The sequence below is a fragment of the Falsiroseomonas ponticola genome, from assembly GCF_016805305.1.
GTDB lineage: Bacteria > Pseudomonadota > Alphaproteobacteria > Acetobacterales > Acetobacteraceae > Falsiroseomonas > Falsiroseomonas ponticola.
The window spans coordinates 55,451-78,757 of sequence record NZ_JAERQN010000007.1 but is presented as its reverse complement, the minus strand read 5'-3'; the positions used below and the strand labels follow the sequence as shown (position 1 = coordinate 78,757).

Annotated in this window: 22 protein-coding genes; 11 read left to right on the top strand and 11 right to left on the bottom strand. The window is 70.8% G+C overall.

The window, feature by feature from the left end; translation table 11 throughout:
- Position 1: 1 nt before the first annotated feature.
- Together JJI54_RS19880 and paoA are read right to left on the bottom strand one after the other, a co-directional pair.
- The gene (locus tag JJI54_RS19880) at positions 2-949 is read right to left on the bottom strand and encodes an FAD binding domain-containing protein (RefSeq protein WP_203074811.1); all 948 of its coding nucleotides are present in this window, start codon (positions 947-949) and stop codon (positions 2-4) included.
- Positions 946-1,560, bottom strand: a complete 615-nt coding sequence (paoA, locus tag JJI54_RS19875; protein WP_203074810.1) for an aldehyde dehydrogenase iron-sulfur subunit PaoA — start codon at positions 1,558-1,560, stop codon at positions 946-948. The genes JJI54_RS19880 and paoA overlap by 4 nt, the downstream gene beginning before the upstream one ends.
- A gap of 340 nt (positions 1,561-1,900) precedes the next feature.
- Between paoA and JJI54_RS19870 the strand changes: the two genes are divergently transcribed.
- The 9 genes from JJI54_RS19870 (at position 1,901) to JJI54_RS19830 (ending at position 10,977) form a co-directional block, all read left to right on the top strand.
- Complete coding sequence (locus JJI54_RS19870) at positions 1,901-3,052, top strand: thiolase family protein (protein ID WP_203074809.1); 1,152 nt, start codon at positions 1,901-1,903, stop codon at positions 3,050-3,052.
- A gap of 5 nt (positions 3,053-3,057) precedes the next feature.
- A complete protein-coding gene (locus JJI54_RS19865; protein ID WP_203074808.1) occupies positions 3,058-3,456 on the top strand; it encodes a Zn-ribbon domain-containing OB-fold protein in 399 nt (132 codons plus the stop codon).
- Between the two features lie 93 nt (positions 3,457-3,549).
- Positions 3,550-4,617 (top strand): LacI family DNA-binding transcriptional regulator, encoded by a 1,068-nt coding sequence (locus JJI54_RS19860; protein ID WP_203074807.1) that lies wholly within the window; start codon positions 3,550-3,552, stop codon positions 4,615-4,617.
- A gap of 114 nt (positions 4,618-4,731) precedes the next feature.
- Positions 4,732-6,048, top strand: a complete 1,317-nt coding sequence (locus JJI54_RS19855; protein WP_203074806.1) for an ABC transporter substrate-binding protein — start codon at positions 4,732-4,734, stop codon at positions 6,046-6,048.
- 5 nt (positions 6,049-6,053) lie between these two features.
- Positions 6,054-6,935, top strand: a complete 882-nt coding sequence (locus tag JJI54_RS19850) for a carbohydrate ABC transporter permease (protein WP_203074805.1) — start codon at positions 6,054-6,056, stop codon at positions 6,933-6,935.
- Positions 6,936-6,937: 2 nt separating this feature from the next.
- On the top strand, positions 6,938-7,777 hold the full coding sequence (locus JJI54_RS19845) for a carbohydrate ABC transporter permease (RefSeq protein WP_203074804.1): 840 nt from the start codon (positions 6,938-6,940) through the stop codon (positions 7,775-7,777).
- A gap of 7 nt (positions 7,778-7,784) precedes the next feature.
- Positions 7,785-8,855: an ABC transporter ATP-binding protein gene (locus JJI54_RS19840; protein ID WP_203074803.1), complete on the top strand. Its 1,071-nt coding sequence runs from the start codon at positions 7,785-7,787 to the stop codon at positions 8,853-8,855.
- Positions 8,852-9,850: a cupin domain-containing protein gene (locus JJI54_RS19835; RefSeq protein WP_203074802.1), complete on the top strand. Its 999-nt coding sequence runs from the start codon at positions 8,852-8,854 to the stop codon at positions 9,848-9,850. Before JJI54_RS19840 ends, JJI54_RS19835 begins: the two co-directional genes overlap by 4 nt.
- Positions 9,850-10,977, top strand: a complete 1,128-nt coding sequence (locus JJI54_RS19830; protein ID WP_203074801.1) for a cobalamin-independent methionine synthase II family protein — start codon at positions 9,850-9,852, stop codon at positions 10,975-10,977. Before JJI54_RS19835 ends, JJI54_RS19830 begins: the two co-directional genes overlap by 1 nt.
- Here the strand turns inward: JJI54_RS19830 and JJI54_RS19825 are convergent, their stop codons facing one another.
- Both JJI54_RS19825 and JJI54_RS19820 read right to left on the bottom strand, forming a co-directional pair.
- Entirely contained in the window at positions 10,978-11,694 is a 717-nt protein-coding gene (locus tag JJI54_RS19825; protein ID WP_203074800.1) for an MlaA family lipoprotein, read from the bottom strand.
- A 68-nt stretch (positions 11,695-11,762) separates the two neighbouring features.
- A complete protein-coding gene (locus JJI54_RS19820; protein WP_203074799.1) occupies positions 11,763-12,872 on the bottom strand; it encodes a glycosyl hydrolase family 8 in 1,110 nt (369 codons plus the stop codon).
- Positions 12,873-13,016: 144 nt separating this feature from the next.
- On the opposite strand from JJI54_RS19820, the gene JJI54_RS19815 reads away from it, so the two are divergent.
- A complete protein-coding gene (locus tag JJI54_RS19815; RefSeq protein WP_203074798.1) occupies positions 13,017-13,670 on the top strand; it encodes an HD-GYP domain-containing protein in 654 nt (217 codons plus the stop codon).
- 108 nt (positions 13,671-13,778) lie between these two features.
- Positions 13,779-14,492 carry a response regulator transcription factor gene (locus tag JJI54_RS19810; RefSeq protein ID WP_203074797.1) on the top strand — a complete coding sequence of 238 codons (714 nt, stop codon included), beginning with the start codon at positions 13,779-13,781 and terminating at the stop codon, positions 14,490-14,492.
- Positions 14,493-14,495: 3 nt separating this feature from the next.
- Here JJI54_RS19810 and JJI54_RS19805 read toward each other — a convergent pair whose 3' ends face one another.
- From JJI54_RS19805 to JJI54_RS19775, 7 genes are all read right to left on the bottom strand, one after another.
- On the bottom strand, positions 14,496-15,470 hold the full coding sequence (locus JJI54_RS19805) for an ABC transporter ATP-binding protein (RefSeq protein WP_203074796.1): 975 nt from the start codon (positions 15,468-15,470) through the stop codon (positions 14,496-14,498).
- Between the two features lie 10 nt (positions 15,471-15,480).
- A complete protein-coding gene (locus JJI54_RS19800) occupies positions 15,481-16,449 on the bottom strand; it encodes an ABC transporter ATP-binding protein (RefSeq protein ID WP_203074795.1) in 969 nt (322 codons plus the stop codon).
- Positions 16,449-17,378, bottom strand: a complete 930-nt coding sequence (locus JJI54_RS19795) for an ABC transporter permease (protein ID WP_203074794.1) — start codon at positions 17,376-17,378, stop codon at positions 16,449-16,451. Before JJI54_RS19795 ends, JJI54_RS19800 begins: the two co-directional genes overlap by 1 nt.
- Positions 17,344-18,303 (bottom strand): ABC transporter permease, encoded by a 960-nt coding sequence (locus tag JJI54_RS32985; RefSeq protein ID WP_203074793.1) that lies wholly within the window; start codon positions 18,301-18,303, stop codon positions 17,344-17,346. The genes JJI54_RS19795 and JJI54_RS32985 overlap by 35 nt, the downstream gene beginning before the upstream one ends.
- A gap of 9 nt (positions 18,304-18,312) precedes the next feature.
- Entirely contained in the window at positions 18,313-20,109 is a 1,797-nt protein-coding gene (locus tag JJI54_RS19785; RefSeq protein WP_203074792.1) for a peptide ABC transporter substrate-binding protein, read from the bottom strand.
- Between the two features lie 139 nt (positions 20,110-20,248).
- Positions 20,249-21,451, bottom strand: coding sequence for a M20 aminoacylase family protein (locus JJI54_RS19780; protein ID WP_203074791.1), 1,203 nt, complete (start codon positions 21,449-21,451; stop codon positions 20,249-20,251).
- Between the two features lie 51 nt (positions 21,452-21,502).
- Positions 21,503-23,290 carry a peptide ABC transporter substrate-binding protein gene (locus tag JJI54_RS19775; RefSeq protein ID WP_226381938.1) on the bottom strand — a complete coding sequence of 596 codons (1,788 nt, stop codon included), beginning with the start codon at positions 23,288-23,290 and terminating at the stop codon, positions 21,503-21,505.
- Positions 23,291-23,307: the final 17 nt, after the last annotated feature.

Genomic DNA, 23,307 nt, shown 5'->3' with positions numbered 1-23,307 from the left:
CTCAGCTCCTCGCCTCGGCCAGCACGGAAGCCAGCGCGCGTTCCGCCAGCGTGACCTTGAAGGCGTTGTCGGGGGTGGGCCGCGCGCCATCCAGGATGCCGCCCATCGCGGCGCGCGCGCCATCGGGCAGCGCGGCCTCCGCCGCCTCCACGCGCCAGGGCTTGTGCGCGACGCCACCCAGCGCGACGCGGCCGCGGCCATCGGGCTGCACCACGGCGGCGACCGACACCAGCGCGAAGGCGTAGGAGGCGCGGTCACGCACCTTGCGGTAGAAATGCCGCCCGCCGGCCGGGGCCGGCAGCGTCACGCCGGTGATGAAATCGCCCGGCGCCAGCGCCGTCTCCACATGCGGCGTGTCGCCGGGCAGGCGGTGGAAATCCGCCATCGGGATGGCGCGCGTCGCGCCCGCCGCATCCACCGTCTCCACCACGGCATCCAGCACGCGCAGCGCCACCGCCATGTCGCTCGGATGGGTCGCGATGCAGGCCTCGCTGCCGCCGATCACCGCGAGCTGCCGGGTGATGCCGCCGATCGCCGCGCAGCCGCTGCCGGGCTGGCGCTTGTTGCAGGGCTGGGCGGGGTCATAGAAATACGGGCAGCGCGTGCGCTGCAGCAGGTTGCCGGCCGTGGTCGCCCGGTTGCGCAGCTGGCCGGAGGCGCCGGCCAACAGGGCCCGCGACAGCACCGCATAGTCCCGCCGCACCCGCGCATCGGCGGCGAGGTCCGTGTTGCGCACCAGCGCGCCGATGCGCAGCCCCCCTTCCGGCGTCGGCTCGATGGCGTCGAGGCCGAGGTGGTTCACATCCACCAGATGGGCCGGCGTCTCGATCTGCAGCTTCATCAGGTCGAGCAGGTTGGTGCCGCCGGCAATGAAGCGGGTGCCGGGCCGGCGCGCCGCCGCGGCGGCCTCCGCCGGGCTGCGGGCACGCTCATAGGTGAAGGGCCTCATGCCGGCGTCCCCGCGACTTCGGTGATGGCGTCGAGGATGTTGGCATAGGCGCCGCAGCGGCAGATGTTGCCGCTCATCCGCTCGCGGATCTCCTCCGCCGTCAGGGCCGGCGGCGCCTCGAGCTCCGCGGTGACGTGGCTCGGGATGCCGGCCCTGATCTCCTCCAGCATCGCGACGGAGGCGCAGATCTGTCCCGGCGTGCAATAGCCGCATTGGTAGCCGTCATGCCGCACGAAGGCCGCCTGCAGGGGATGCAGGCGGTCGGGCGTGCCCAGCCCCTCGATCGTGGTGACCGCGTCGCCCTCATGCATCACGGCGAGGGTCAGGCAGCTGTAGATCCGCGTGCCGTTCACCATCACCGTGCAGGCACCGCATTGCCCGTGGTCGCAGCCCTTCTTGCTGCCGGTCAGGCGCAGATGCTCGCGCAGCGCGTCCAGCAGCGTCGTGCGCGGATCAAGGTCGAGGCTGTGCGCCTCCCCGTTCACCAGCAGCGAGACGGCGGAGGTCGCCGGCGCCTCCTCCGCCATGCCTGGCGAGGGGGCGGCGGAGAGCGCGGCGGCGCCCGCCACCAGGCTGCGGCGGGAAAGCGGGAGGGGCGGCGGCGCGGTCATGCTGAAGGTCCTTCCGGGTCGAGGGACGATGTCGGCGCGGCCCAGGGGCACGCCGGTGCCGGGGCACCTGCCGTCCATGCTTCGGGGTTGAGTGCGGCGCCGTTCGCCGGCGCTGCCTCGCCAGGGCATCCCGGCAGAAGGGATGCGCGCCATGCGGGCATTGCCGTCACAACCGGCAGCGTCACGCGCCGTTGCGGCAGCCCCCCATCACGCCACCGTCATTCCGCGCCCTGCCCCGTCTTCCGCCCGGCGGGAGGAGGCCCCATGATGCCCCGCAGGAAAGAGGGGAAACGAAGCGCATGCCGGCAGCGCGCCAGGGCCGCGGAAGCGGGGCGGCCTGATGTCGCTTCGTGACAAGGTGGCGATCACCGGGATCGGGGAGACCGCCTACCAGCGCGGCGCCACCCGCCCGGCCACGGCCCTGCAGCTGGAGGCCGCGCTGGCCGCCATCGCCGATGCGGGCCTTTCCCCCCGCGACATCGACGGCATCATGCCCATCGGCACGACCGGCGCCTGCGCGGAGGAACTGGCCACCAACCTCGGCATCCCCGACCTGCGCTACACCGCGGTCACGCCGATGGGCGGCGCGGGCGGTATCGCTTCCATCCAGACCGCGGCGGCGGCGATTGAGGCTGGGCTCTGCACCCATGTGCTGGTCGCGGCGGGGCGCAACACCTCCCTCGCCGCCCGGGTCGGCGCGCGCATCCATGCCATGCCGCAATTCCACCTGGTGACGGAGTTCGAGCTGCCGCTCGGCGCCATCGCGCCCGCGCAGCTCTACGCGCCGATGGCGCGGCGGCACATGGAGCTGTTCGGCACCACCAGCGAACAGCTGGGGGAAATAGCGGTCGCGATCCGCGGCCATGCGCTGCTGAACGACAACGCCATCATGAAGAAGCCGATCACCCTGGCGGACCACCAGGCCAGCCGGATGATCGCGGATCCCTTCCGCCTGCTGGATTGCAGCCTGGAAAGCGATGGCGGCGCGGCCTTCGTCCTCAGCGCCGCGGATCGCGCGCGGGACATGCGCGCGCCGCGCGTGCTCGTCTCCGGCATCGCGGAGGGGCACCCGGACAGCCCCAGCGCCATCACCCAGCGGCCGGACATGACGCGCCTTGGCATCGCCAAGGCCGCACCGCGCGCCTTCGCCATGGCGGGCGTCACGCCGGCCGAGATCCAGGTGGCGGAAATCTACGACTGCTTCACCTGGGTCGTGCTCTGCCAGCTGGAAGACATCGGCTTCTGCGCCAAGGGCGAGGGCGGCGCCTTCGTGCAGGGCGGGCGCATCGCCCTCGGCGGCGCGCTGCCCGTGAACACCCATGGCGGGCTGCTGAGCCAGGCACACATGATCGGCATGAACCATGTGGTGGAGCTGGTGCGCCAGCTGCGCCACCAGGCCGGGCGCGCCCAGGTGCCGGGGGTGGAGCTTGGGCTCGCCACCGGATATGGCGACCTCGGCGATGGCGCGCTGCTGATCGCGCGGCGGGGATAGGCATGATGGACGAGGCAGCGAAGCCGGTTCCCCACCCCTCCCCCCTCACCCAGCCCTATTGGGATGGCGCGGCGGCGGGCGTGCTGCGGGTGCAGCAATGCGCGGGCTGCGGCCGGCTGCGCCACTACCCCCGCTGGCTCTGCGACGCCTGCCATTCCTTCGAGGTGACGTGGAAGGATTGCAGCGGCCGCGGCACGGTCCATAGCTGGATGGTCGCGCACCACGCCTTCCACCCCGGCTTCAAGGGGGACCTGCCCTATACCCTCGTGGTCGTGGCGATGGAGGAAGGGGTCCGCGCGCTGGGCCGCTTCAGGGGAGAGGCGCCACGGATCGGCCTGCCCGTGCTGATCGGCTTCGAGCAGGGCGCGGAGGGCCACGCCCTGCCCTTCTTCACCCCCGCCTGAGCTTCTTGCCAGCGGGGCCCGGCGGCGGGCACCCTGCCCTGCCCCCGGACGGACCCTGATGCTGGCGTGCCACCCTTCGCGACCGATGGACCGATGAGCGAAGGCCGCCGCCCCGTCACCGCCACGGATGTCGCGAAGCGCGCCGGCGTCTCCCAATCCGCGGTCAGCCGCGCCTTCACGCCGGGCGCCTCCATCGCGGAGGAGACGCGCCGGAAGGTGGAGGAAGCGGCGCGCGCGCTGGGCTACCGGCCGAATGCCATCGCGCGGTCGCTGACCACGCGGCGCAGCCGCATCATCGGCGTCGCCGCCGCCTATCTGCAGAACCAGTTCTACCCGGAGGTGCTGGAGGCGATGTCGCGTGGGCTGCGCGCCCGCGGCTACCAGCTGCTGCTGCTGATGCCCGAACATGGCCGCCACGCCGACCCGCTGCTGGAGGAGGTGATGGCCTGGCAGGTGGATGGCCTCATCCTCGCCTCCACCACCCTCTCCTCGGCCCTGGCGGAGCAGTGCCGCAGCGCCGGCATCCCCGTGCTGCTGTTCAACCGCACCACCCGCGCGCCGCATGTCTCCTCCGTCACCGGGCAGAATTTCCGCGGCGGCCAGCGGATCGCGGAACTGCTGGCGGCGGGCGGGCACCGGCGCTTCGGCTTCGTCGCCGGCATCGAGAATTCCTCCACCAGCCGCGACCGCGAACGCGGCTTCACCACCTGGCTGGCGCGCCACGGCTTCGCGCCGCCCCGCCGCGCGACGGGCCATTACAGCTTCCAAGCCGCCGCCGCCGCCGCGCGCGACCTGCTGCGGGATGGCGACCGCCCCGATGCCATCTTCTGCGCCAATGACCACATGGCGATCGCGGTGGCGGAGGTGGCGCGCCACGAATTCGGGCTGCGCATCCCGGAGGACCTCTCCCTGGTCGGCTTCGACGATACCGCGCCCGCTTCCTGGCGGAGCTATGCCCTCACCTCCTTCTCCCAGCCCCTGCAGCCCATGGTGGATGCCGCCGTCGCGCTGGTCTGCGAGATGATCGAGAACCCGGCCGCGCCGACGCGCCAGGCCGTGATCCCCGGGGAACTCGTGATCCGCGCCAGCACCCGCCTGCCCGCGAGCGGCTGGGTGGAGCGGGACGGCCAGCGCATCTGGCGGGGGACCGAAAGCGGCTGAGGGAGACTTGCCAGCCGCTTCGGTCTGTCGATAGGCTTGCATACGCATGCAAGCCAGGGCGGCTTGCCGCGCAAGGGGCCGGGCCGAAGCCACGGCCAGGGAGGACAACGCGCCATGGCGCTGCATCGTCGCGACATCCTGGCCGCCGCCGCGGGCGGCGCCGCATGGGCCACCGCCGGCAGGGCGCAGGCCTCCGTCACCGCCACGCCCGGGCTCCGGCCTGGCAAGCCCTTCGCGGGGACGGAGCTGAAAGTGCTCTGCGTAGTGGCCAGCCAGTTCCGCGCGCATGAGGCGCGGCTGGCGGCCTTCACCGAACAGACCGGCATCACCGCGAAATACACCTTCGTCCCCTTCGCCAGCATGCGGGAAGCGCTGACGGCGGAGATGGTCGGCGGCGGCGGCGACTACGACCTGGCCATCGCGATGGACCAGTGGGTGGCCTCGCTGAACAACCTCTTAGACCCCATCGACGACATCGTCCGCGCCAAGGGCATCCCGCTGGATCGCTGGCCGGAAGCGCATCTCCGCCAGGGCCGCGTCAACAACCGCCTGCTGGGCCTGCCGAGCCGCGGCCATGTGCAGCTGCTGTTCTACCGGAAGGACCTGTTCGAGAAGCACAACCTCACGCCGCCCGCGACCTGGGAGGCGCTGGTCGAGACCGGCCGCGCGATCCAGGAGAAGGAGCCGGGCATCAGCGGCGTCTCCGTGCCCTATGGCCGCGGCAACGGCCAGAACCTGATGGTGTGGTACAACTTCCTCTGGGGCCGCGGCGCGCAGCTGTTCGACGCGCAGGGCCAGCCCGCCTTCAACAGCGCCGCCGGCCTGCAATCCGTGCAGGACTATGTCGATCTGCTCCGCCGCCACCGCATCGCGCCGGCCGGCAGCCTTTCCTTCGCGGAGCAGGATTCCGTGAACTTCATGGGCCAGGGCAATGCGGCGATGCTGCCGGTCTGGTGGTGGGTGCGCTCCACGCTGGTGAACCCGCAATCGAGCCGGCTGAGCGAGGCGCAGCTCGGCTTCGCCCCCATGCCGAGCTACGCCGGCCGCCCGCGCACCACCTTCACCAATACCTGGGTCTGGGGCATCAGCCGCCGGTCCCGCCGCAAGGAAGCGGCGGCGGAGCTGCTGACCTGGATCGCCAACCCGGCGCTGGAGAAGGAGGTGCTGCTCGACCCGCGGGAGAATGACGTGGTCGCGGTGATGCAGCCGAACCTGGTGGATGACCAGGTGAATGCCCGCTTCGGCGGCATGCACCGCTTCGCGGCGGAGGGCCTCGCACGGACGGAGAGCATCACCTTCGGCCCCGAATGGCCGCAGGTGGCGGAGGCGCTGGAGACGGCGATGAGCGAGGCGGCATCCGGCAGCCGCAGCGTGCCGGATGCCTTCAACGCCGCCGCGGCGCAGGTGCGGCGCATCGTCCGCCGCGGCTGACACGCATGCGGGACCGCTGGCTGAAATATGTGCTGATCCTGCCGGCGGCCCTGCTCGTGATGGGGACGACGATCTGGCCGCTCGGCGTCTCCCTCGTCACCAGCTTCCGGGACTGGCGGCTGACGCGGTCGCTGACGCCGGGCCCCTTCATCGGCATCGAGCACTACTTCATCGCGCTGACCGATGACCCGGACTTCACCAATGCGGCGAAGGTGACGGCGATCTTCACGGTGCTGGACGTCACCGTCACCGTGATCTCGGCGCTCGGCCTGGCGCTGCTGCTGCGGCGGGCGGGCGTGCTGCACAGCGTCACGCGCGCCGTGCTGATCCTGCCCTTCGCCGTGTCGCCGGCGCTGGTCGGCATCTCCTTCCGCTTCATGTTCAACGCGGAGATGGGCGTCTTCACCTGGCTGGCGGGCGCGATCATCCCTTGGCTGAAGGGCTTCGTCTGGCTGGCCGATCCCGTCGCCGCGCTGCTGGTGCTGATGTTCTCCGACGCCTGGCGCTGGGTGCCCTACATGACGCTGGTCGTGCTGGGCGGTCTCGCCGCGCTGCCGAAGGAGCCGGAGGAGGCCGCCCGCATCGATGGCGCGACGGAATGGCAGGTGCTGCGGGACGTCACCATCCCGGCCCTGCTGCCGGTGCTGGCGGTCGTCGCCATCCTCAAGACCGTCTTCGCGCTGAAGATGTTCGACCAGGTGGTGACGCTGACGGGCGGCGGGCCGGGGCAATCGACGGTGACGCTCGCGCATCTCGTCTTCTCCATCGCCTTCCGCTGGTACGACATGGGCTATGCCAGCGCGGTGGCCTGGATCCTGACGGCGCTGCTGGTCTTCCTGGCGGTCTGGTACATGAAGCTCATCCTCCGCAAGCCCGGGGGCGCCTGAGCATGGACCGCAACGCGCGCGCGCGGCGGCGGCGCCTGGCCTGGCGCGGGGTGGAATCCGCCATCCTGCTGCTGGTGCTGTTCCTGATCCTCTTCCCCATCCTCTGGATGGCGCTGACGGCCTTCAAGCGGCCGGTGGACCTCTTCGACCTGACGGTCTTCTTCACGCCGACGCTCGACAATTTCCGCGCGATCTTCGCGCATCCCTGGAACATCGGGCAGACCTTCCTGAACAGCCTGGTGGTGGCGGGGCTCACCGTCGCGGTCTCCATCCCCGCCTCCACCCTCGCCGCCTATGCCTTCAGCCGGTTCGAGATGCCCTTCAAGGGCGCGCTGTTCTTCACCATCCTGGCCACGCAGTTCATCCCCGCCGTCGTCGTCGTGCTGCCCTTCTACCTGCTGTTCCGGGACCTCGGCCTGCTCGACACGCATCTCGCGCTGGTCGTCGTCAACCTCGCCATCGTGACCCCCTTCGCGGTCTGGATGCTGAAAGGGTTCCTCGATGCCGTGCCCACGGAATCCGAGGAAGCGGCGATGGTCGATGGCGCGACCAGGCTGCGCGTCATCATCGACATCGTCGTGCCGATGGTCTGGCCCGGCGTCGTCGTCACCGCCGTCTTCTGCTTCATCCTGACCTGGAACGAGTTCCTCTTCGCCCTGATCCTGACGCGCGACGATGCCGTCACGCTGCCCGTCGGCATCACGCGCTTCCGGACGGAACGTGGCGATCTGTGGGAGCTGATCGCGGCGGCCGGCATCCTGATCTCGATACCGATGTTCTTCCTGTCCTCCGTCATCCAGCGGCACTTCGTCCGCGGCATGACCGGCGGCGCCGTCAAGTGAGGCCGATGTGGCGGATGTAGCCCTTCTCAACGTCACCAAGCGCTGGGGCGGCTTCGTCGCGGTGCGGGACCAGTCGCTCGCCATCCGCGATGGCGAATTCATGGTCCTGCTCGGCCCCTCGGGCTGCGGCAAGACGACGACGATGCGCATGATCGCGGGGCTGGAGGAACCGACCAGCGGCGACATCCTGATCGGCGGCCAGCGGGTGAACGATCTGCCGCCGCGCGAACGCGACATCGCCATGGTGTTCCAGTCCTACGGCCTCTATCCCCACATGACGGTGGCCGACAATATCGGCTATCCGCTGAAGCTGCGCGGCATCAAGGGCGCGGAGCGGGACGCGCAGGTCAGGGCCGCCGCCGCCAAGGTGGAACTGGGCGACCTGCTGCATCGCAAGCCGCGCGAACTCTCCGGCGGCCAGCGGCAGCGCGTGGCCCTGGCCCGCGCCATCATCCGCCGCCCGACCGTCTTCCTGATGGATGAGCCGCTGTCGAACCTCGATGCCAAGCTGCGCGTCTCGACGCGGGCCGAGATCAAGCACCTCCAGCACGAACTCGGCGTTACCACGGTCTATGTCACCCATGACCAGATCGAGGCGATGACGCTGGCGCACCGCGTCGCCGTCATGAACCAGGGCGAGATCCGGCAGCTCGACACGCCGGAGGTGATCTATGACCGCCCCGCGGACCTCTTCGTCGCGGGCTTCATCGGATCGCCGCCCATGAACCTCGTCACCGGCCAGCATGCGGACGGCGTCTTCACCGCCCCCGGCGGCTTCCGCTGCGTCACCGGCGTGCGCGGCCAAGCGGGCCCCGCCGTGCTCGGCGTGCGGCCGGAGGATGTGACGGTCGCGCCCGCCGGTTCCGGTGACCTCGATGCCAGCATCTACGCGGTCGAACTCACCGGCGATGCCGTGCTCGTCACCGCCATGGCCGGCGAGGCTCGGATCATCGCCAAGGCCGATCGCGCCTGGCGGGCGGAGATCGGCAGCGCCGTCGCCCTCCGCCTCGATGCCACGCGCCTGCACCTCTTCGACGCCGCCACCACCAGGCGCCTCAATCCGGAAGCCCCCCGATGATCCAGCATCGCCTGATCCGCTACGCGGACCTCATCCCCTGCCGCAACGCCTTTGTGGACAGCCGCACCCCCGGTTCCGACCAGAAGGAGAACTTCACGCTGATCGGGCCTGGCGTCAGCGAGAATCCGAATCAGCACGTCCACATCGCCGAGCCGCACGGCTTCAACATCGGCGGCGCCCGCCAGCCGCCGCGCTGCCTCAACAGCCAGCACAGCCATGAGACGGCGGAGGTCTTCATCGTCCACAAGGGCCGCTGGCGCATGATCTTCGGCGTCAATGCGGATGAGGGCGAGGCGGTGATGGAGGAAGGGGACGTCATCTCCATCCCCATCCACATGTTCCGCGGCTTCGAGAATATCGGGGAGGAGACGGGCTTCCTCTTCGCCGTGCTCGGCCGCGACAATCCCGGCAAGGTGACGTGGAGCCCGCGCGTCTTCGACCTCGCGAAGGAATACGGCCTGGTGCTGCTGGAAGGCGGCCGCCTGGTGGACACCACGCTGGGCGAGGCCGTGCCCGCCGGCGCCACGCTGCAACGCGCGCCAACCGCCGGCGACATCGCCGCGCTGGCGACGCCGCCCGCCGACAAGCTGGCGGGCTGCGTGGTGAAGCCGCGCGACTTCGCGCCGAACCCCGCCTCGCCGCTCGCGCGCGATGGCGTCGAGGAACTCGGCATCATCACGCCGCAGGCCACCGCCGATGGCTTCGCCCCCGGCCCCATCGCGGGCTGGTGGCCGCATGGCTTCAACCTCCGCGCGCTCCGCCTCGAATCCGGCGCCACCGTGCCGTCCCACCGGCGGGCGGAGGAGGAGGTGATCTTCGTCCATCGCGGCGTGCTGCAGGTGACGACGCCCGAGGGCGAGGTGATCATGGGCCCGGGCGACACCTTCACCACGCCGAAGGGCCTGCCCCGCGCCTTCCGCGCCTGCTCCTCCAACGGCGTCGCCGCCTATGTCGTCCGCGGCGGCGATTCGCCTGCGGCGCCGGAGTTCGTGTGATGGCACGCATCCTGACCACGCATGTGGGCTCCCTGCCCCGCAGCCAGATCGTCGCCGACCTGCTCTTCACCCGCGAACGCGAGCAGCCCTTCGACCCCGCCGCCTATGACCAGGCGATGGAGGAAGCGACGCATGCCGTGCTGGCGCGCCAGGCCGCGATCGGCATCGACCTGCCCTCGGATGGCGAGACATCCAAGATCTCCTACGCCACCTACATCAAGGACCGGCTGACGGGCTTCTCCGGCGACAGCCCGCGCCGCGCACCGGCGGACCTCCAGGATTTCCCCTCCTACATGGAGAAGCTGTCCAGGGCCGGCGGCACGCCGACCTATCGCCGGCCGCGCTGCACCGCGCCGATCACGGTGAAGGACATGGCACCGCTGGCGCGCGACCTGACGGTGATGAAGGCGGCAATGGAGAAGGCCGGCTATCGCGACGGCTTCATGAACAGCGCCTCCCCCGGCGTCATCGCGCTGTTCCAGCCCTCCGACATCCATCCCGACATCGACAGCTACATGCAGGACCTGGCGGAGGGGATGCGCCATGAATATGAGGGCATCGTCGCAGCGGGCCTCACGGTGCAGATCGATGCGCCGGACCTCGGCCTCGGCCGCCACATGCTCTATCCGGAGATGAGCGAGGACGACTTCCTCCGCCGCGCCGCGCGCCATGTCGAGATCATCAACCACGCGCTGCGCAACATCGACCCCCGGCGCGTGCGCCTGCACATCTGCTGGGGGAACTACGAGGGCCCGCACACCCGCGACATCGCGCTGGCGCGCGTGCTGCCGGAACTGCTGAAGCTGCGCATCGGCGGGCTGCTGTTCGAGGCGTCGAACCCCCGCCACGCGCATGAATGGACGGTGTGGCGCGACACGCCCTTGCCGCCGGACTGGGTGCTGATCCCCGGCTGCCTCGACAGCACCACCAACTTCGTGGAGCACCCGGAGCTGGTGGCGCAGCGGATCGAGACCTTCGCCCGCATCGTCGGGCCCGATCGCGTCATCGCCGGCACGGATTGCGGCTTCGGCACCTTCGCGGGCTATGGCGCCGTGCATGGCGACATCGCCTGGGCGAAGCTGGCCTCCCTGGTCGAGGGCGCGCGGATCGCAGGCGCGCGGCTGTAGCTACTCCTCCTCCGCCTCGACCAGCCCCGCCGCGACCTGCAGCGCCCCGTCGCCAGGGCAGGCGCGGGCGCGGCGCTGCAGATGGGCGCTGCGCTGCATGGCGTAGGGATCCAGCGCCTGCGCATCCGCCGCATCCAGGTCGCGATGGACCTCCGCATAGCCGTGGAAGGACGATCCCGCCTGCCAGCCCAGCAGCGCCTCCGCCCCCAGCGCCTGGGACAGGGCGAGGCCGGTCGCGATGCTCGCCGCGGCATCGCGCAGGGTGGAAGGGCCAAGCACCGGCAGCACCAGGTAGGGTCCGCTCGGCACGCCCCAGCCGCAGGCGGCATCCGCCAGGCCGAAGGGCCGCGGCGCCAGCCCGCGTTCCGCCGCCACGTCCCGCACCCCGCCATAGCCCAGCACCGTGTTGATGCCGAAGCGCTGCAGCGCATTGCCGGCGATGGCGAATTCCCCGCCCGCCAGCCCGGCGATCGCCGTCACCGGCTCCCCCAGGTTGGACAGCGCCTGGCCGATGCCCTGGCGAACCTCCGCCGGCACCTGCCCGACATAGGCGCGCGCCGCCGGCGTCAGCACATGGGCGCGCAGCGCGGCGTTCAAGCCATGGGTGTAGCGGTTCACCCGCTCCAGCGGATCGCCGCCCTGGGCGGAAGCCGGGCCCGCCAGCGCCGCCATCCCGAGGACGGCCACCCCCGCCCGCCAAACCATGCCGCTTCGCATCCAGCGCGCCTCCCGACAGGCCCCTCCGATATCACCGGAGGGCGGGCGCGCGCCACCGCGCCGCGCGGTCAGGCCGGCGCCGCGCCCATCACGGGGGCGGCAGCGATCCGCGGGCCGATATCCTGCCAGGCCAGGCGGCATTGCAGGGCGAGGGAGGCGGGGTAGTAGAGCGTCGCCTCCTCCACCCGCGGCAGGGCCGAGACGCGGCCCAGCACCGTCGCCACCGTCAGCTGCGCCACGGCCTGGATGCCCAGATCCCCGCGATAGGGCGCCACCAGGTTGCTGCGGAGATCGACCCAGGCTGGTGCCGCCGCGTGCTCCGGCTCCGCCCAGAATTCCGCCAGCGCCAGCAGGGCCGGCGCGGCCACGCTGCCCGACCAGATCAGGTGCAGCGGCACCCGCACCGCGTCGTAGGAGAATCGCGGCGCCGGCCCGGGCGCCAGCACCGGCCTGCCATCGCCGCGCGACAGCGCCACCCAATCGGCCGGCAGCCGCCAGCGGCCGAAGCGGGCGCGGTCCGTCACCTGCCGGCCCATCGCCTCCAGCCCCGCCCAGGCCGGGCTCGGCGCCAGGGGCGCCAGGGCCCGCAGCGCGTTGGGCATGAAGTAGCCCGGATTGACCACGACATGGTCGGGCTTGAGGAAACCCTCCGCCCCCGGCAGCAGCACCGGCCCATCGGCATGCGCCAGCACCAGGCGCCGCAGCACGTCCCGCGCCACCTGCGCCGCCAGCCGCCGGTATTCGCCGGAGGACCAGCGGGATGCCGCCTCCGCCAGCGCCCAGCCGCCCAGCAGGTCTCCATCCGTGGCGTTGTTGAGGTCCGCGACCGGCACGGCGGCGCCGGGCTGGTAGCGCCAGGCCAGCAGCGAATCATCCGGCCGCCGCAGCGCCTGGCGGCTGAAGCGGAGCAGCCGGTCGAAGGTCGCGCGGTCATCGAAGCGGACGGCGAAGAGCATGGCGGCGCCCTGCCCCTCGGAATGCGTCGCGCCGGCATTGCCGTTATCCACCACGCGGCCGTCATGGGTGATGAAGCGGCGGCGGAAATCATCCCAATCCGCCACCCCCGCGGGGTGCGGGGCCACCGGCAGCGTCGCCCGCGCCGGGGCGGCGGCCAGGCTCGCCGCCAGGCCGGGCGCCAGGCGCAGCAGCGACCTGCGGGCAAGGCCATCGCGCCGCATCGCCAGAACCCCTCCTTCCGGTTGCATCCGCAGCCACCGTTACGCGCAAGGGTCGCGTCGGATCGACGCAGGTTTTGTTCGGTTTTGTAGGGCGCGCGCGCCCCGGGGCTTTCCCGCGCGGCGCCCACGCCTAGCCTCCCCCTCATGGAACCTGCCCGGCCGATCTCCCCCCCGCCCGGCGCGGCCTATGCCGTGCTGCTGGACAGCTATCCGCGGCGCAATGCCGCCCTGGCGCTCCTCGCCCGGCTGAAGCGCCACCACCCGCCCAGCGCCGGGCATTCGATGCGGGTCGGCCAGGCGCTCCTCGCCATGGGGACGGAGGCGCCGGCCTGGCTGGGCGACCCCGCCACGGCCTTCGTCGCCGGGCTGCTGCATGATGTCGGCAAGCTCCGGGTCCCGCCGGGGATGCTCGATTCGCCCTCCGGCCTCGACAAGGATGGCCGGGACATGATCCGCGCCCATCCGGAGGCCGGCGCCGCCATCCTGGCGGAGGCGGATTTCCCGCCGGCGGTCATCGAGGTCGCGCTGGGGCATCACGAACGCTGGCAGGGCGGCGGCTACCCCGCCGGGCTGCCGGCCGCCGGCCTGCCGCGCCTGGCCCGCGCCGTCGCCGTGGCCGATGCCCTCGTCGCCATGGTGGAGCCCGACCGCGCCTACCGCACCCCCCTGACGCGGGAGGCGGCGCTGGCGGAGCTGCGGGCCTGCGCCGGCCTGCAATTCGACCCGGAGGCCACCGCCATCCTGCTGGCGGCGGCGTCACGGGGGCATGCGGCGCTCTCGGCCCTGTTCGAGCCCTGAGCCGGCACCACGGCACGGCGACGCCAGCACCTGATCCGTGTCGACATGGTTAATTTTTCGCGGTATGGTTGTGTTGACGGCTTCATTTCAACGGCAGTCGAGGAGCCCGTGCCGGCACCCCGCCCCCTTCTCGTGCTGGAGGATGACCCCGCCATCGCCGCGTCGATCGGCGACGCGCTGGCGCAGGATGGCTGGCGGGTGGAGGCGGCGGAGACCCTGGCCATGGGCCGGGCGCGCCTCGCGGCCTGCAACCCGCGCATCGTCGTGGTCGATCTCGGCCTGCCCGATGGCAACGGCATCGCCTTCGTGCAGGAAGCGGCGCGGCGGCCGGATATCGGCATCATCGTGGTCAGCGGCCGGGCGGCGGAGGTGGACCGCATCGTCGGGCTGGAGGTCGGCGCCGACGACTACCTGACCAAGCCCTTCTCGCTGCGGGAGATGGTGGCCCGCATTCGCGCGCTGAGCCGGCGGCTGGATTCGGTGGCCGCCCTGGCCCGCCCCGCCGCCACGCCGCAGCCCGGCGCCTGGGACATCGTCGGCCTGCGGCTGGAACCCACGCGACAGCGGATCGTGGCCCCGGATGGGCGGGAGATCCGGCTGACGGGCGGGGAGGCCTCCATGCTGCACCTGCTGCTGGAAGCGCCGGAGAACCTGGCCGATCGCGCCAGCATCTCCGAACGCGCGCTCGGCCGGCGCCTGCTGCCGGACCAGCGCGGCGTGGACCAGCTGGCCTCCATGCTGCGGCAGAAGCTGCGCGAATCCTCCGCGGGGCAGGTCACGGTCGCGGCGGTGCGGGGGCGCGGCTACCGGCTGGCCTGGTAGCGCCTATCCCCGCAGGTGGCAGGCCACCCAGTGGCCATCCCGCGCCTGGCGCAATTCCGGCACCCGGGTCGAGCACGGATCGGACTTCGCGATCGGGCAGCGCGTGTGGAAGTGGCAGCCGGACGGCGGGTTGATCGGGTTCGGCACATCCCCCTGAAGACGGATGCGCGTGCGCTTCACCGTGGGGTCCGGGATCGGCACGGCCGAGAGCAGCGCCTCCGTATAGGGGTGCAGCGGCGTGTCGTAGAGGTCGCGGGAGGAGGCGATCTCCACCACCCGGCCGAGATACATCACCGCCACCCGGTCGCTGATGTGCTCCACCACCGACAGGTCATGCGCGATGAAGAGGTAGGTTAGGCCGAACTTCTCCTGCAGGTCTTCCAGCAAATTCACAACCTGCGCCTGGATCGAGACGTCGAGCGCGCTGACCGGTTCGTCGCAGACGACAAGCTTGGGCGAGACGGCCAGCGCGCGCGCGATGCCGATGCGCTGGCGCTGGCCACCCGAGAATTCATGCGGGAAGCGCCGCATGTGGTCGGCATTCAGCCCGACCGTCTCCAGCAGTTCCACGACGCGGTCCTCCCGCTCCTGCCGCGTCTTCGCCAGGCCGTGGATGATCAGCGCCTCCGCGATGATGGCGCCGACGGTCATGCGGGGGTTCAGGCTGGCGAAGGGGTCCTGGAAGATGATCTGCAGGTCGCGCCGCAGCGTGCCGAGCTGGTTGTGATCCAGCGCGGTCACGTTGCGCCCCTCGAACCACACTTCGCCGTCGGTCGGCTCGATGAGGCGCAGGATCAGCCGGCCGGTGGTGGATTTCCCGCAGCCGGATTCGCCGACCAGGCCCAGCGTCTCCCCAGGGGCGAGGTCGAAGGAGACGCCGGAGACGGCATGCACCTGGCCGATCGTGCGGCGCAGCAGCCCGCCCTTCACGTCGAAGCGCTTCTGGAGGTTGCGGACGGAGAGCAGCGGTTCGGTCATCGCGCGCGCCTTACAGGATGCAGGCCACCTTGTGCCCCGGCGCCACCTCCCGCAGCGGCGGCTCGGCGGCGATGCAGGCGTCCGTGGCGTAGCGGCAGCGCGCGGCGAAGCGGCAGCCGATGGGCGGGTTCAGCAGGCTCGGCACCGTGCCGGGAATGGCTTCGAGGCGCACATGCTCCGTCGCCGCCCGGTCGATGCGCGGGATGGAGCGGATGAGGCCCTGGGTATAGGGGTGGCGCGGATTGGCGAAGAGCTCGCCGACCGGCGCCTCCTCCACCACCTTGCCGGCATACATGACGACGACGCGCTGCGCCGTCTCCGCCACCACGCCCATGGCATGGGTGATGAGGAGGACGGCCATGCCCAGCCGCTCCTTCATCTCGTTCAGCAGGTCCAGGATCTGCGCCTGGATCGTGACGTCGAGCGCCGTCGTCGGTTCGTCCGCGATGACCAGCTTCGGGTTGCAGGCCAGCGCCATGGCGATCATCACGCGCTGGCGCATGCCGCCGGAGAATTGGTGCGGGTAGTCGTGGATGCGGCGCTGCGGGCTCGGGATGTTGACCAGGCGCAGCATCTCCGCCGCGCGGTCCATCGCCGCCTTGCGGGACAGGCCCTCATGCGTGCGGAGGGATTCGGCGATCTGCTCGCCGACCGTATAGACGGGGTTCAGGGAGGTCATCGGCTCCTGGAAGATGAAGCCGATCTCCTTGGCGCGGATGCCGCGCATCTCGGCCGGGCCCAGCGGCACGATGTCCCGCCCCTGCCAGCCGATGCGCCCCGCCACGATCTTGCCCGGCGGCATGTCGATCAGCTTCAGGATGGTCTTGGCGGTGACGGTCTTGCCGCAGCCGCTCTCCCCCACGACGCAGAGCGTCTCCCCGGCCGCAACGCCGATATCGACGCCATCCACCGCGCGCACCCAGCCATCATCGGTCCTGAAATGGACCTTGAGGCCGGTGATCTCCAGCAGGCGCTCCACTACTGCACGCGCCGCGGGTCGAGCGCATCGCGCAGCCCGTCGCCGACATAGTTGATGCTGAGCACGGTCAGGAAGATGGCGAGCCCCGGGAACAGCGCCCAGTGCGGCGAGAAGTCGAGGTGATCCTTCGCGTCGAAGAGCAGCCGCCCCCAGGTCGGGATATCCGGCGGGAAGCCGAGGCCGAGGAAGGACAGCGTCGATTCCGCCAGGATCGCGGCCGCGACGTCGATGGTGGCGGCGACGATCACTGGCCCCAGCGCATTGGGCAGGATGTGGCGCACCACCAGGCGGGTGCGGGATGCGCCCAGGGCGCGCGCGGCCTCGACGAATTCCTTCTCCCGCAGCGAGAGGAACTGCGCGCGCACCAGGCGGGCCACGGGCATCCAGCGGAAGCCGCCGATGACGGCGACGATCAGGATGAAGACCCCGACCTCCGGCCCCACCACCTCCTTCAGGCTGTCGCGGAAGAGGTAGATGATCAGCAGCAGCAGCGGCAGCTGCGGCAGGGCCAGGAACAGGTCCGTCACCCACATCAGCGCCGCATCGCCCCGCGGGCCGGACATGCCCGCCAGCGCGCCCACGACGACGCCGACCACCACCGCGACCAGCATCGCCGCGAAACCCACGGCCAGCGAGATGCGCCCGCCATAGAGGATCCGCGCCAGCAGGTCCTGGCCCAGATCGTCCGTGCCCAGCGGATGCTCCCAGGACGGGCCCTTGAGCCGGGCGGAGAAGTCGATCTCGTCGATCGGCAGCGTCCAGACCAGCGGGCCCAGCAGCACGCCCAGGATCAGCGTGGCCAGGATGACGGCGCTGACCACCGCGAGCTTGTGCTTGCGGTAGCGCCGCCAGACCTCCCGCCACGGCCCGACGCGCGGGCGGCTGGCCGGGATGCTAGCTGTAGCTGATGCGGGGATCGAGCCAGCCATACAGGATGTCCGCGAGCAGGTTGAAGAAGATGACGAGGGCGGCGAAGACGAAGGTCACCGCCATGATCACCGGCGTGTCGTTGGCGAGGATGGAGGTGATCAGCAGGCTGCCGATCCCCGGCACGCGGAAGATCTGCTCCGTCACGATGGCGCCGCCGAACACCGCCGGCATCTGCAGCGCGACCAGCGTGACCACGGGGATCATGGCGTTGCGCACCACATGCTTCATGGTGACGGTGCCTTCCGTCAGCCCCTTGGACCGCGCGGTGGTGACGTAGTCCAGCCGGATCACGTCCAGCACGGCGGAGCGCACGAAGCGCGTCCAGGTCGCCCCCTGGAACAGGCCCAGCACCATGATCGGCATGATGGACTGCCGGAACTGCTCCCACCACCAGCGCCAGCCGCTGGCATCGATGCCGGTGCGATAGACGAAGGGCAGCCAGTCCAGCGTGATGGAGAAGATCAGGATGAAGACCAGGCCGGTGAAGAAGGTCGGCAGGGAGAAGCCGACGAAGGCAAGCGTATTCGCGACCTGGTCGAAGATCGAATAGGGCCTTGTGGCCGCATAGATGCCCACCGGCAGCGCAATGGCCAGGGCCACGATCTGGGAAATGCCGATCACGGCCAGCGTCGTCGGCAGGCGCTGCAGGATCAGCTGGTCCACCGGGATGCGGCTGACGAAGGAATAGCCCCAATCGCCCTTCATCATCGCCGTCAGCCAGCTGATGTAGCGAAGGTGGATCGGATCATCCAGCCCGAGGCTGGCGCGAAGGTTCGCGCGCACCTCGGGCGGGATCGCCGGGTTCGTCGTCAGCTCCCCGAAGGGATCGCCAGGCGCCAGCGCCAGCACGACGAAGAGGATGACGCTGATCCCGAGCAGGCTCGGGATCGCGATCAGCAGGCGGCGGAGGAGGTAGTTGGCCACAGGGGAAGCTCAGGCTTCCTTGTACCAATCCCCGATCATCCAGTGGTAGTTGTCCCAGCCGCTGAGGTTGGTGCGCATGGCGTTGATCTGGCCGGAGACGTTGGGCCGGCTCAGCAGCGGGATGATGTGGTGGCTGCCGCAGACGATGTCGTTCAGCCGGATCAGCATCGCGGTGCGCTTGACCGGGTCCATCTCCCCATCCGCCTCGCGGAAGATGCGGTCATATTCCTCGTTGCGGAAGCGCAGCACGTTGCGCCCCTGCCAGTTGTTCGACTTCTGGCTGACCTCCCAGGAGACGTACTGGTTCATGAAGGTCTGCGGATCGGCCTCCGTCATCGTCGTCGTGTACATCTGCATGTCGGCGTAGAACTTCGGATAGGTATCCGGGTTCGCGACGTCGGAGGAGAAGAACACCGTCGCCACCACCGACTTCAGTTCCAGGTCGATGCCCGCGCGCTGCGCCGCCTGCTTGATCAGCGCCTGGGTGCGCTGCCGCGGCGCGTTGACGGAGGTCTGGTACACGAAGCGCAGCCGGACATTGCCCTTGGCGCGGATGCCGTCGCGGCCCCGCACCCAGCCCGCCGCGTCCAGCACCTCATTCGCCTTCTGCACGCTGAATTCGGAGCGCATGGCCTCCGACCGGTAGCGCGGCGGGTTGTTGAGGAAGTTGGCCGTGGCGCGGCCCGCGCGGCCATAGATGAATTGCTGCAGCGAATTCTTGTCGCAGAGGAAGTTCATGGCCTGCCGCACCGCGGGGTCGGAGAAGGCCGGATGCGTCGTGCGGATCGACGAACGCTCCCCATCCACTTCCGTGTTCGGGTCGGTGACGTTGAGCTGGATGAACTCGATGTTGCCGCTGTCCACGACATTGACGCGGCCGCGCCCCGCGGCTTCCAGGCGCCCCAGCACCTCCTCCTCCACCTGCAGGTTCCAGGCGAAGTCGAAATCCGCGGTCTGCAGCACGGCCCGCGCGGCGGAGACGGCATCGCCGCCGCCCTTGATCTCGATCGTGTCGAAATGCGGCCGGTTCGGCATGTGGTAGTTGGGGTTCAGCTCGCCGCGCAGCAGGTCACCCGGCGCGAAGCTGACGAAGCGGTAGGGGCCGGTGCCGACGGGGCGCAGGTTGGCCGGCGCGTCGCGCGAATTGGCGCCCGCGAAGTTCTGGAACAGGTGCTTCGGGATCAGCATGCCGCGCGTGGCGACGAAGGCATCGGCCCAGAAGGGGGTGGGCTTCGGGAACTCCACGCGGACGGTGTGGCTGTCCACCTTGACGACGTTGATGTCCTTGTAGCTGCCGGACGTCACCGTGGCATTGGCGGGGTTGCGCGCGTATTCCCAGTTGAAGACGACGTCATCCGCCGTGAAGGGCGTGCCGTCATGCCAGGTGACGCCCTGCTTCAGCTTCCAGGTGACGGACCTGCCATCCGCCGCCAGCGTGCCGGCCTCCCGGCTCGGGATCTCGGCGGCGAGGATCGGCACCAGCGTGCCATCGGCGGCCCAGCCGGCCAGCGGTTCGTAGAAGACGCGCGCCGCTTCCTGGTTGGTGCTGCCATTGGCGAAATGCGGGTTCAGCAGCGTCGCCGCCTGCCAGTAGAGGATCTTCAGCGGCCCGCCGCCGCCGCGCCGCGTCGGCCGGTAGGGCGGCATGGATTGCGCGGCCGCCGGCGCCGCGCCCGTCACGGCCAGGAGCTGCGTCGCCATCGGCGCCGTCAGCCCCACCGCGGCAACCCGCTTCACGAAACCTCGTCGCGAGAGCGTGCCCTTCTTGACCCGGCCGATCAGCGCGCGGAGTTCGTCTTCCGTCATCCCAACTCTCCCGATGATTGCCTCATTCGGCGTGGCGGGCCGTTGCCCGGCCCGTCCACCCCGCACCCCTGTCTCGCGCAACGCTACAGGATTGTGGCGGCGCCGCCAGCCATTTTCGGCAACGCCCCGATCGCCCTTTTCAGCGGCGCTGGCCGCCCAACTCCTGCGCCACGACGCTGGCCCAGTAGGCGACGCCCATCGGGATGATGTCGTCGTTGAAGTCGAACAGCGGCGTATGGACGTTGGGGGAGACGCCATCCGGCCCCGTGCCGCCGCCCAGGAACATGAAGGCGCCTGGCCGCTTCTCCAGCATCAGGCCGAAATCCTCGGCCCCCATCACGGGGGTCATGTTCCGGTCCAGCAGCCCCTCCCCCACCAGATCGGCCGCCGCCGCCATGGCGACCTCGGTCTGCTCCGGGTGGTTCACGGTCGGCGGCACGCCGCGGCGATAGGTCACGTCGGCGGTGCAGCCATGCATCGCGGCCAGGCCCTGCGCCAGCTCGGCGATGCGGCGTTCCAGCAGGTCCCGCACCGCCGGCGTGTAGCTGCGCGACGTGCCCGTCACGGTGACGGTCGCCGGCATCACGTTGGACGCCTTCAGCGACCCGCCGGCGATGGCGCCGACGCTCAGCACCGCGCTCTCCACCGCCGGCACGTTGCGGCCGATGATGGTCTGCAGCGCGAGCACGAAATGCGCCTGCACCACCGTGACGTCGGTCGCCAGGTGCGGCGCCGAACCGCCATGGCCGCCGGTGCCGTGGAACACCACGGTGAAACTGTCCGCCGCCGCCAGCGCGGGGCCCTTGCGGATGGCGAAGCGGCCGGCGGGGATGGTGGGCTTGTTGTGCAGGCCGTAGATGGCGTCGCAGGGGAAGCGATCGAACAGCCCGTCCTCCAGCATCGCCTTGGCGCCGCCGCGGCCTTCCTCGGCGGGCTGGAAGATCAGGTGCACGGTGCCGGCGAAATCCCGGTTCGCCGCCAGGTACTTCGCCGCGCCCAGCAGCATCGTCGTGTGCCCGTCATGGCCGCAGGCATGCATCAGCCCCGGCGTCGTCGATGCCCAGGGCTTGCCCGTCCGCTCCTCGATCGGCAGCGCGTCCATATCCGCCCGCAGCCCGATCACCCGCTGGCCCGGCAGCCTGCCCTTGATGGTGGCGACGACGCCGAGCTTGCCGATCCCGGTCGCGACCTCGATCCCCAGCCCCTCCAGGTAGCGCGCCACCAGGGCGGAGGTGCGATGCTCCTCCATGCCGAGTTCGGGATGGGCGTGGATGTCGCGCCGGATGGCCGCCAGCTCGGGCTGCCAGGGCTGCACGGCCTCGATCACGGAAGCGGCGGTCATGGGGGGCTCCTGCCTGTCATGGGAAGCCTAGGCCCCTCTCGCCGCGCCTTCCTAGCCCCCCTGACGCCCCCAATGGCTCAACAGCCAGAGCGTGTTGTCCCAGGCGCTCAGCACCGGGCGCAGCGTATTCGCATGCGCGTTCACCCGCGGCCGCCCGACCAGCGGAATGACGTAGCCATCGGCCAGCACCAGCTCGTTCATGCGCAGGAACAGCGCGGCGCGGCGGATCGGGTCCAGCTCTCCCTCCGCCTCCCGGAACAGGCGGTCGTAGTCGGCGGATCGCCAGCGGAAGACGTTGCGGCCCTGCCAGCGATTGGCGCGGCTCGCCATCTCCCAGGAGACGAACTGGTTCATGAAGCGCTGCGGGTCCGCCTGCGTCATCACCGTCGTGAACATCTGCAGGTCGGCGTAGAACTTCGTGTAGGTGTCGGGATTGGCGACGTCGGAGGAGAAGAAGACCGTGGCGGCCACGGCCTTCACCTCCACATCGATGCCCGCCCGCAGCGCGGCCGCCTTGATCAGCGCCTGGGTGCGCTGCCGCGGCGCGTTGACGGAGGTCTGCAGCACGAAGCGCAGCCGCACGCCATCCTTCGCGCGGATGCCGTCCGCGCCGCGGCGCCAGCCCGCCGCCTCCAGCACCTCATTCGCCCGCTCCACGCTGAAGGCGCGCGGCGGCTGGGGCGGGCGGAAGCGGGGCGGGTTGTTGAGGACGTTGCCGGTGGCGGGGCCGCCGCGGCCGTAGATGAACTGCTCCAGCGAATCACGATCCACCAGCAGGCCGATCGCCTGGCGCACCGCCGGATCGGCCAGCGCGGGATGGGTGGTGGCGGGGTGGGACCGCTCGCCCTCCACCTCCCGGTTCGGGTCGGTCGGGTTCAGGTGCAGCAGCTCGATGTCGCCGCCCTCGATGAAGACCACGCGGCCGCGCCCCGCCGCTTCCAGGCGGCGCAGGATGTCGTCCTCCACCGCCAGGTTCCAGGCGAAATCATAGTCGCCGGTCTGCAGCACGGCGCGCGCGGCGCTCGTCGCATCGCCGCCGCCCTTCACCTCCAGCGTGTCGAAGAAGGGGCGGTTGGGCAGGTGGTAGTCTGGGTTCAGGCTCGCATGCAGCACATCCCCCGGCGCGAAGGAGACGAAGCGATAGGCGCCCGTCCCCACGGGGCGAAGGTTGGCCGGCGCGTCGCGGGACGCGGCACCGGTGTAGCGCTCGAACAGATGCTTCGGGATGATGAGGCCGCGGGAGCCGACGAAGGTCTCCGCCCAGAAGGGCGTGGGCTGGCGGAATTCCACCCGCACCGTGAGGTCGTCGACCTTCACCACCTCCACGTCGCGATAGCTGCCGGCGGTGACGGCGGCGGTGGCGGGGTTGCGGGCGTATTCCCAGTTGAAGACCAGATCGTCCGCCGTCAGGGGCGCGCCGTCATGCCAGCGCACGCCGGGCTTGAGGCGCCAGGTCACGGAACGCCCGTCCGGCGCCAGCCCGCCATTGGCGAGGGTGGGGATCTCCGCCGCCAGCACCGGCAGCAGCGTGCCATCCGCCGCCCAGCCCGCCAGCGGTTCGTAGAAGATGCGCGACGCGTCCTGGTTGGTGGCGCCGGTGGCGAAATGCGGGTTCAGCAGCGTCGGCGCCTGCCAGTAGAGGAGCTTCAGCGCCCCCCCGCCGCCGCGCCGCGCGGGTTCCGGCCCCAGGGCATTCGCCTGGGCCGATGCCGGCGATACCCCCGCCAGCGCCATCAGCTGCGTCGCCAGCGGCGCCGCCAGCCCCATGGCCGCCAGCCGCCGCATGGCGTCGCGGCGCGTCACCGCGCCCCCGCGAAGCTGGTCGAGGAGGCGGCGCAACCGGTCTTCCTGCATGC

Excerpts from the sequence above, each read along its gene's own strand:
- JJI54_RS19880 (WP_203074811.1), bottom strand. The coding sequence starts at position 949 with ATGAGGCCCTTCACCTATGAGCGTGCCCGCAGCCCGGCGGAGGCCGCC.
- paoA (WP_203074810.1), bottom strand. The coding sequence starts at position 1,560 with ATGACCGCGCCGCCGCCCCTCCCGCTTTCCCGCCGCAGCCTGGTGGCG.
- JJI54_RS19870 (WP_203074809.1), top strand. The coding sequence starts at position 1,901 with ATGTCGCTTCGTGACAAGGTGGCGATCACCGGGATCGGGGAGACCGCC.
- JJI54_RS19865 (WP_203074808.1), top strand. The coding sequence starts at position 3,058 with ATGGACGAGGCAGCGAAGCCGGTTCCCCACCCCTCCCCCCTCACCCAG.
- JJI54_RS19860 (WP_203074807.1), top strand. The coding sequence starts at position 3,550 with ATGAGCGAAGGCCGCCGCCCCGTCACCGCCACGGATGTCGCGAAGCGC.
- JJI54_RS19855 (WP_203074806.1), top strand. The coding sequence starts at position 4,732 with ATGGCGCTGCATCGTCGCGACATCCTGGCCGCCGCCGCGGGCGGCGCC.
- JJI54_RS19850 (WP_203074805.1), top strand. The coding sequence starts at position 6,054 with ATGCGGGACCGCTGGCTGAAATATGTGCTGATCCTGCCGGCGGCCCTG.
- JJI54_RS19845 (WP_203074804.1), top strand. The coding sequence starts at position 6,938 with ATGGACCGCAACGCGCGCGCGCGGCGGCGGCGCCTGGCCTGGCGCGGG.
- JJI54_RS19835 (WP_203074802.1), top strand. The coding sequence starts at position 8,852 with ATGATCCAGCATCGCCTGATCCGCTACGCGGACCTCATCCCCTGCCGC.
- JJI54_RS19830 (WP_203074801.1), top strand. The coding sequence starts at position 9,850 with ATGGCACGCATCCTGACCACGCATGTGGGCTCCCTGCCCCGCAGCCAG.
- JJI54_RS19825 (WP_203074800.1), bottom strand. The coding sequence starts at position 11,694 with ATGCGAAGCGGCATGGTTTGGCGGGCGGGGGTGGCCGTCCTCGGGATG.
- JJI54_RS19820 (WP_203074799.1), bottom strand. The coding sequence starts at position 12,872 with ATGCGGCGCGATGGCCTTGCCCGCAGGTCGCTGCTGCGCCTGGCGCCC.
- JJI54_RS19815 (WP_203074798.1), top strand. The coding sequence starts at position 13,017 with ATGGAACCTGCCCGGCCGATCTCCCCCCCGCCCGGCGCGGCCTATGCC.
- JJI54_RS19805 (WP_203074796.1), bottom strand. The coding sequence starts at position 15,470 with ATGACCGAACCGCTGCTCTCCGTCCGCAACCTCCAGAAGCGCTTCGAC.
- JJI54_RS19795 (WP_203074794.1), bottom strand. The coding sequence starts at position 17,378 with ATGGCTGGCTCGATCCCCGCATCAGCTACAGCTAGCATCCCGGCCAGC.
- JJI54_RS19785 (WP_203074792.1), bottom strand. The coding sequence starts at position 20,109 with ATGACGGAAGACGAACTCCGCGCGCTGATCGGCCGGGTCAAGAAGGGC.
- JJI54_RS19780 (WP_203074791.1), bottom strand. The coding sequence starts at position 21,451 with ATGACCGCCGCTTCCGTGATCGAGGCCGTGCAGCCCTGGCAGCCCGAG.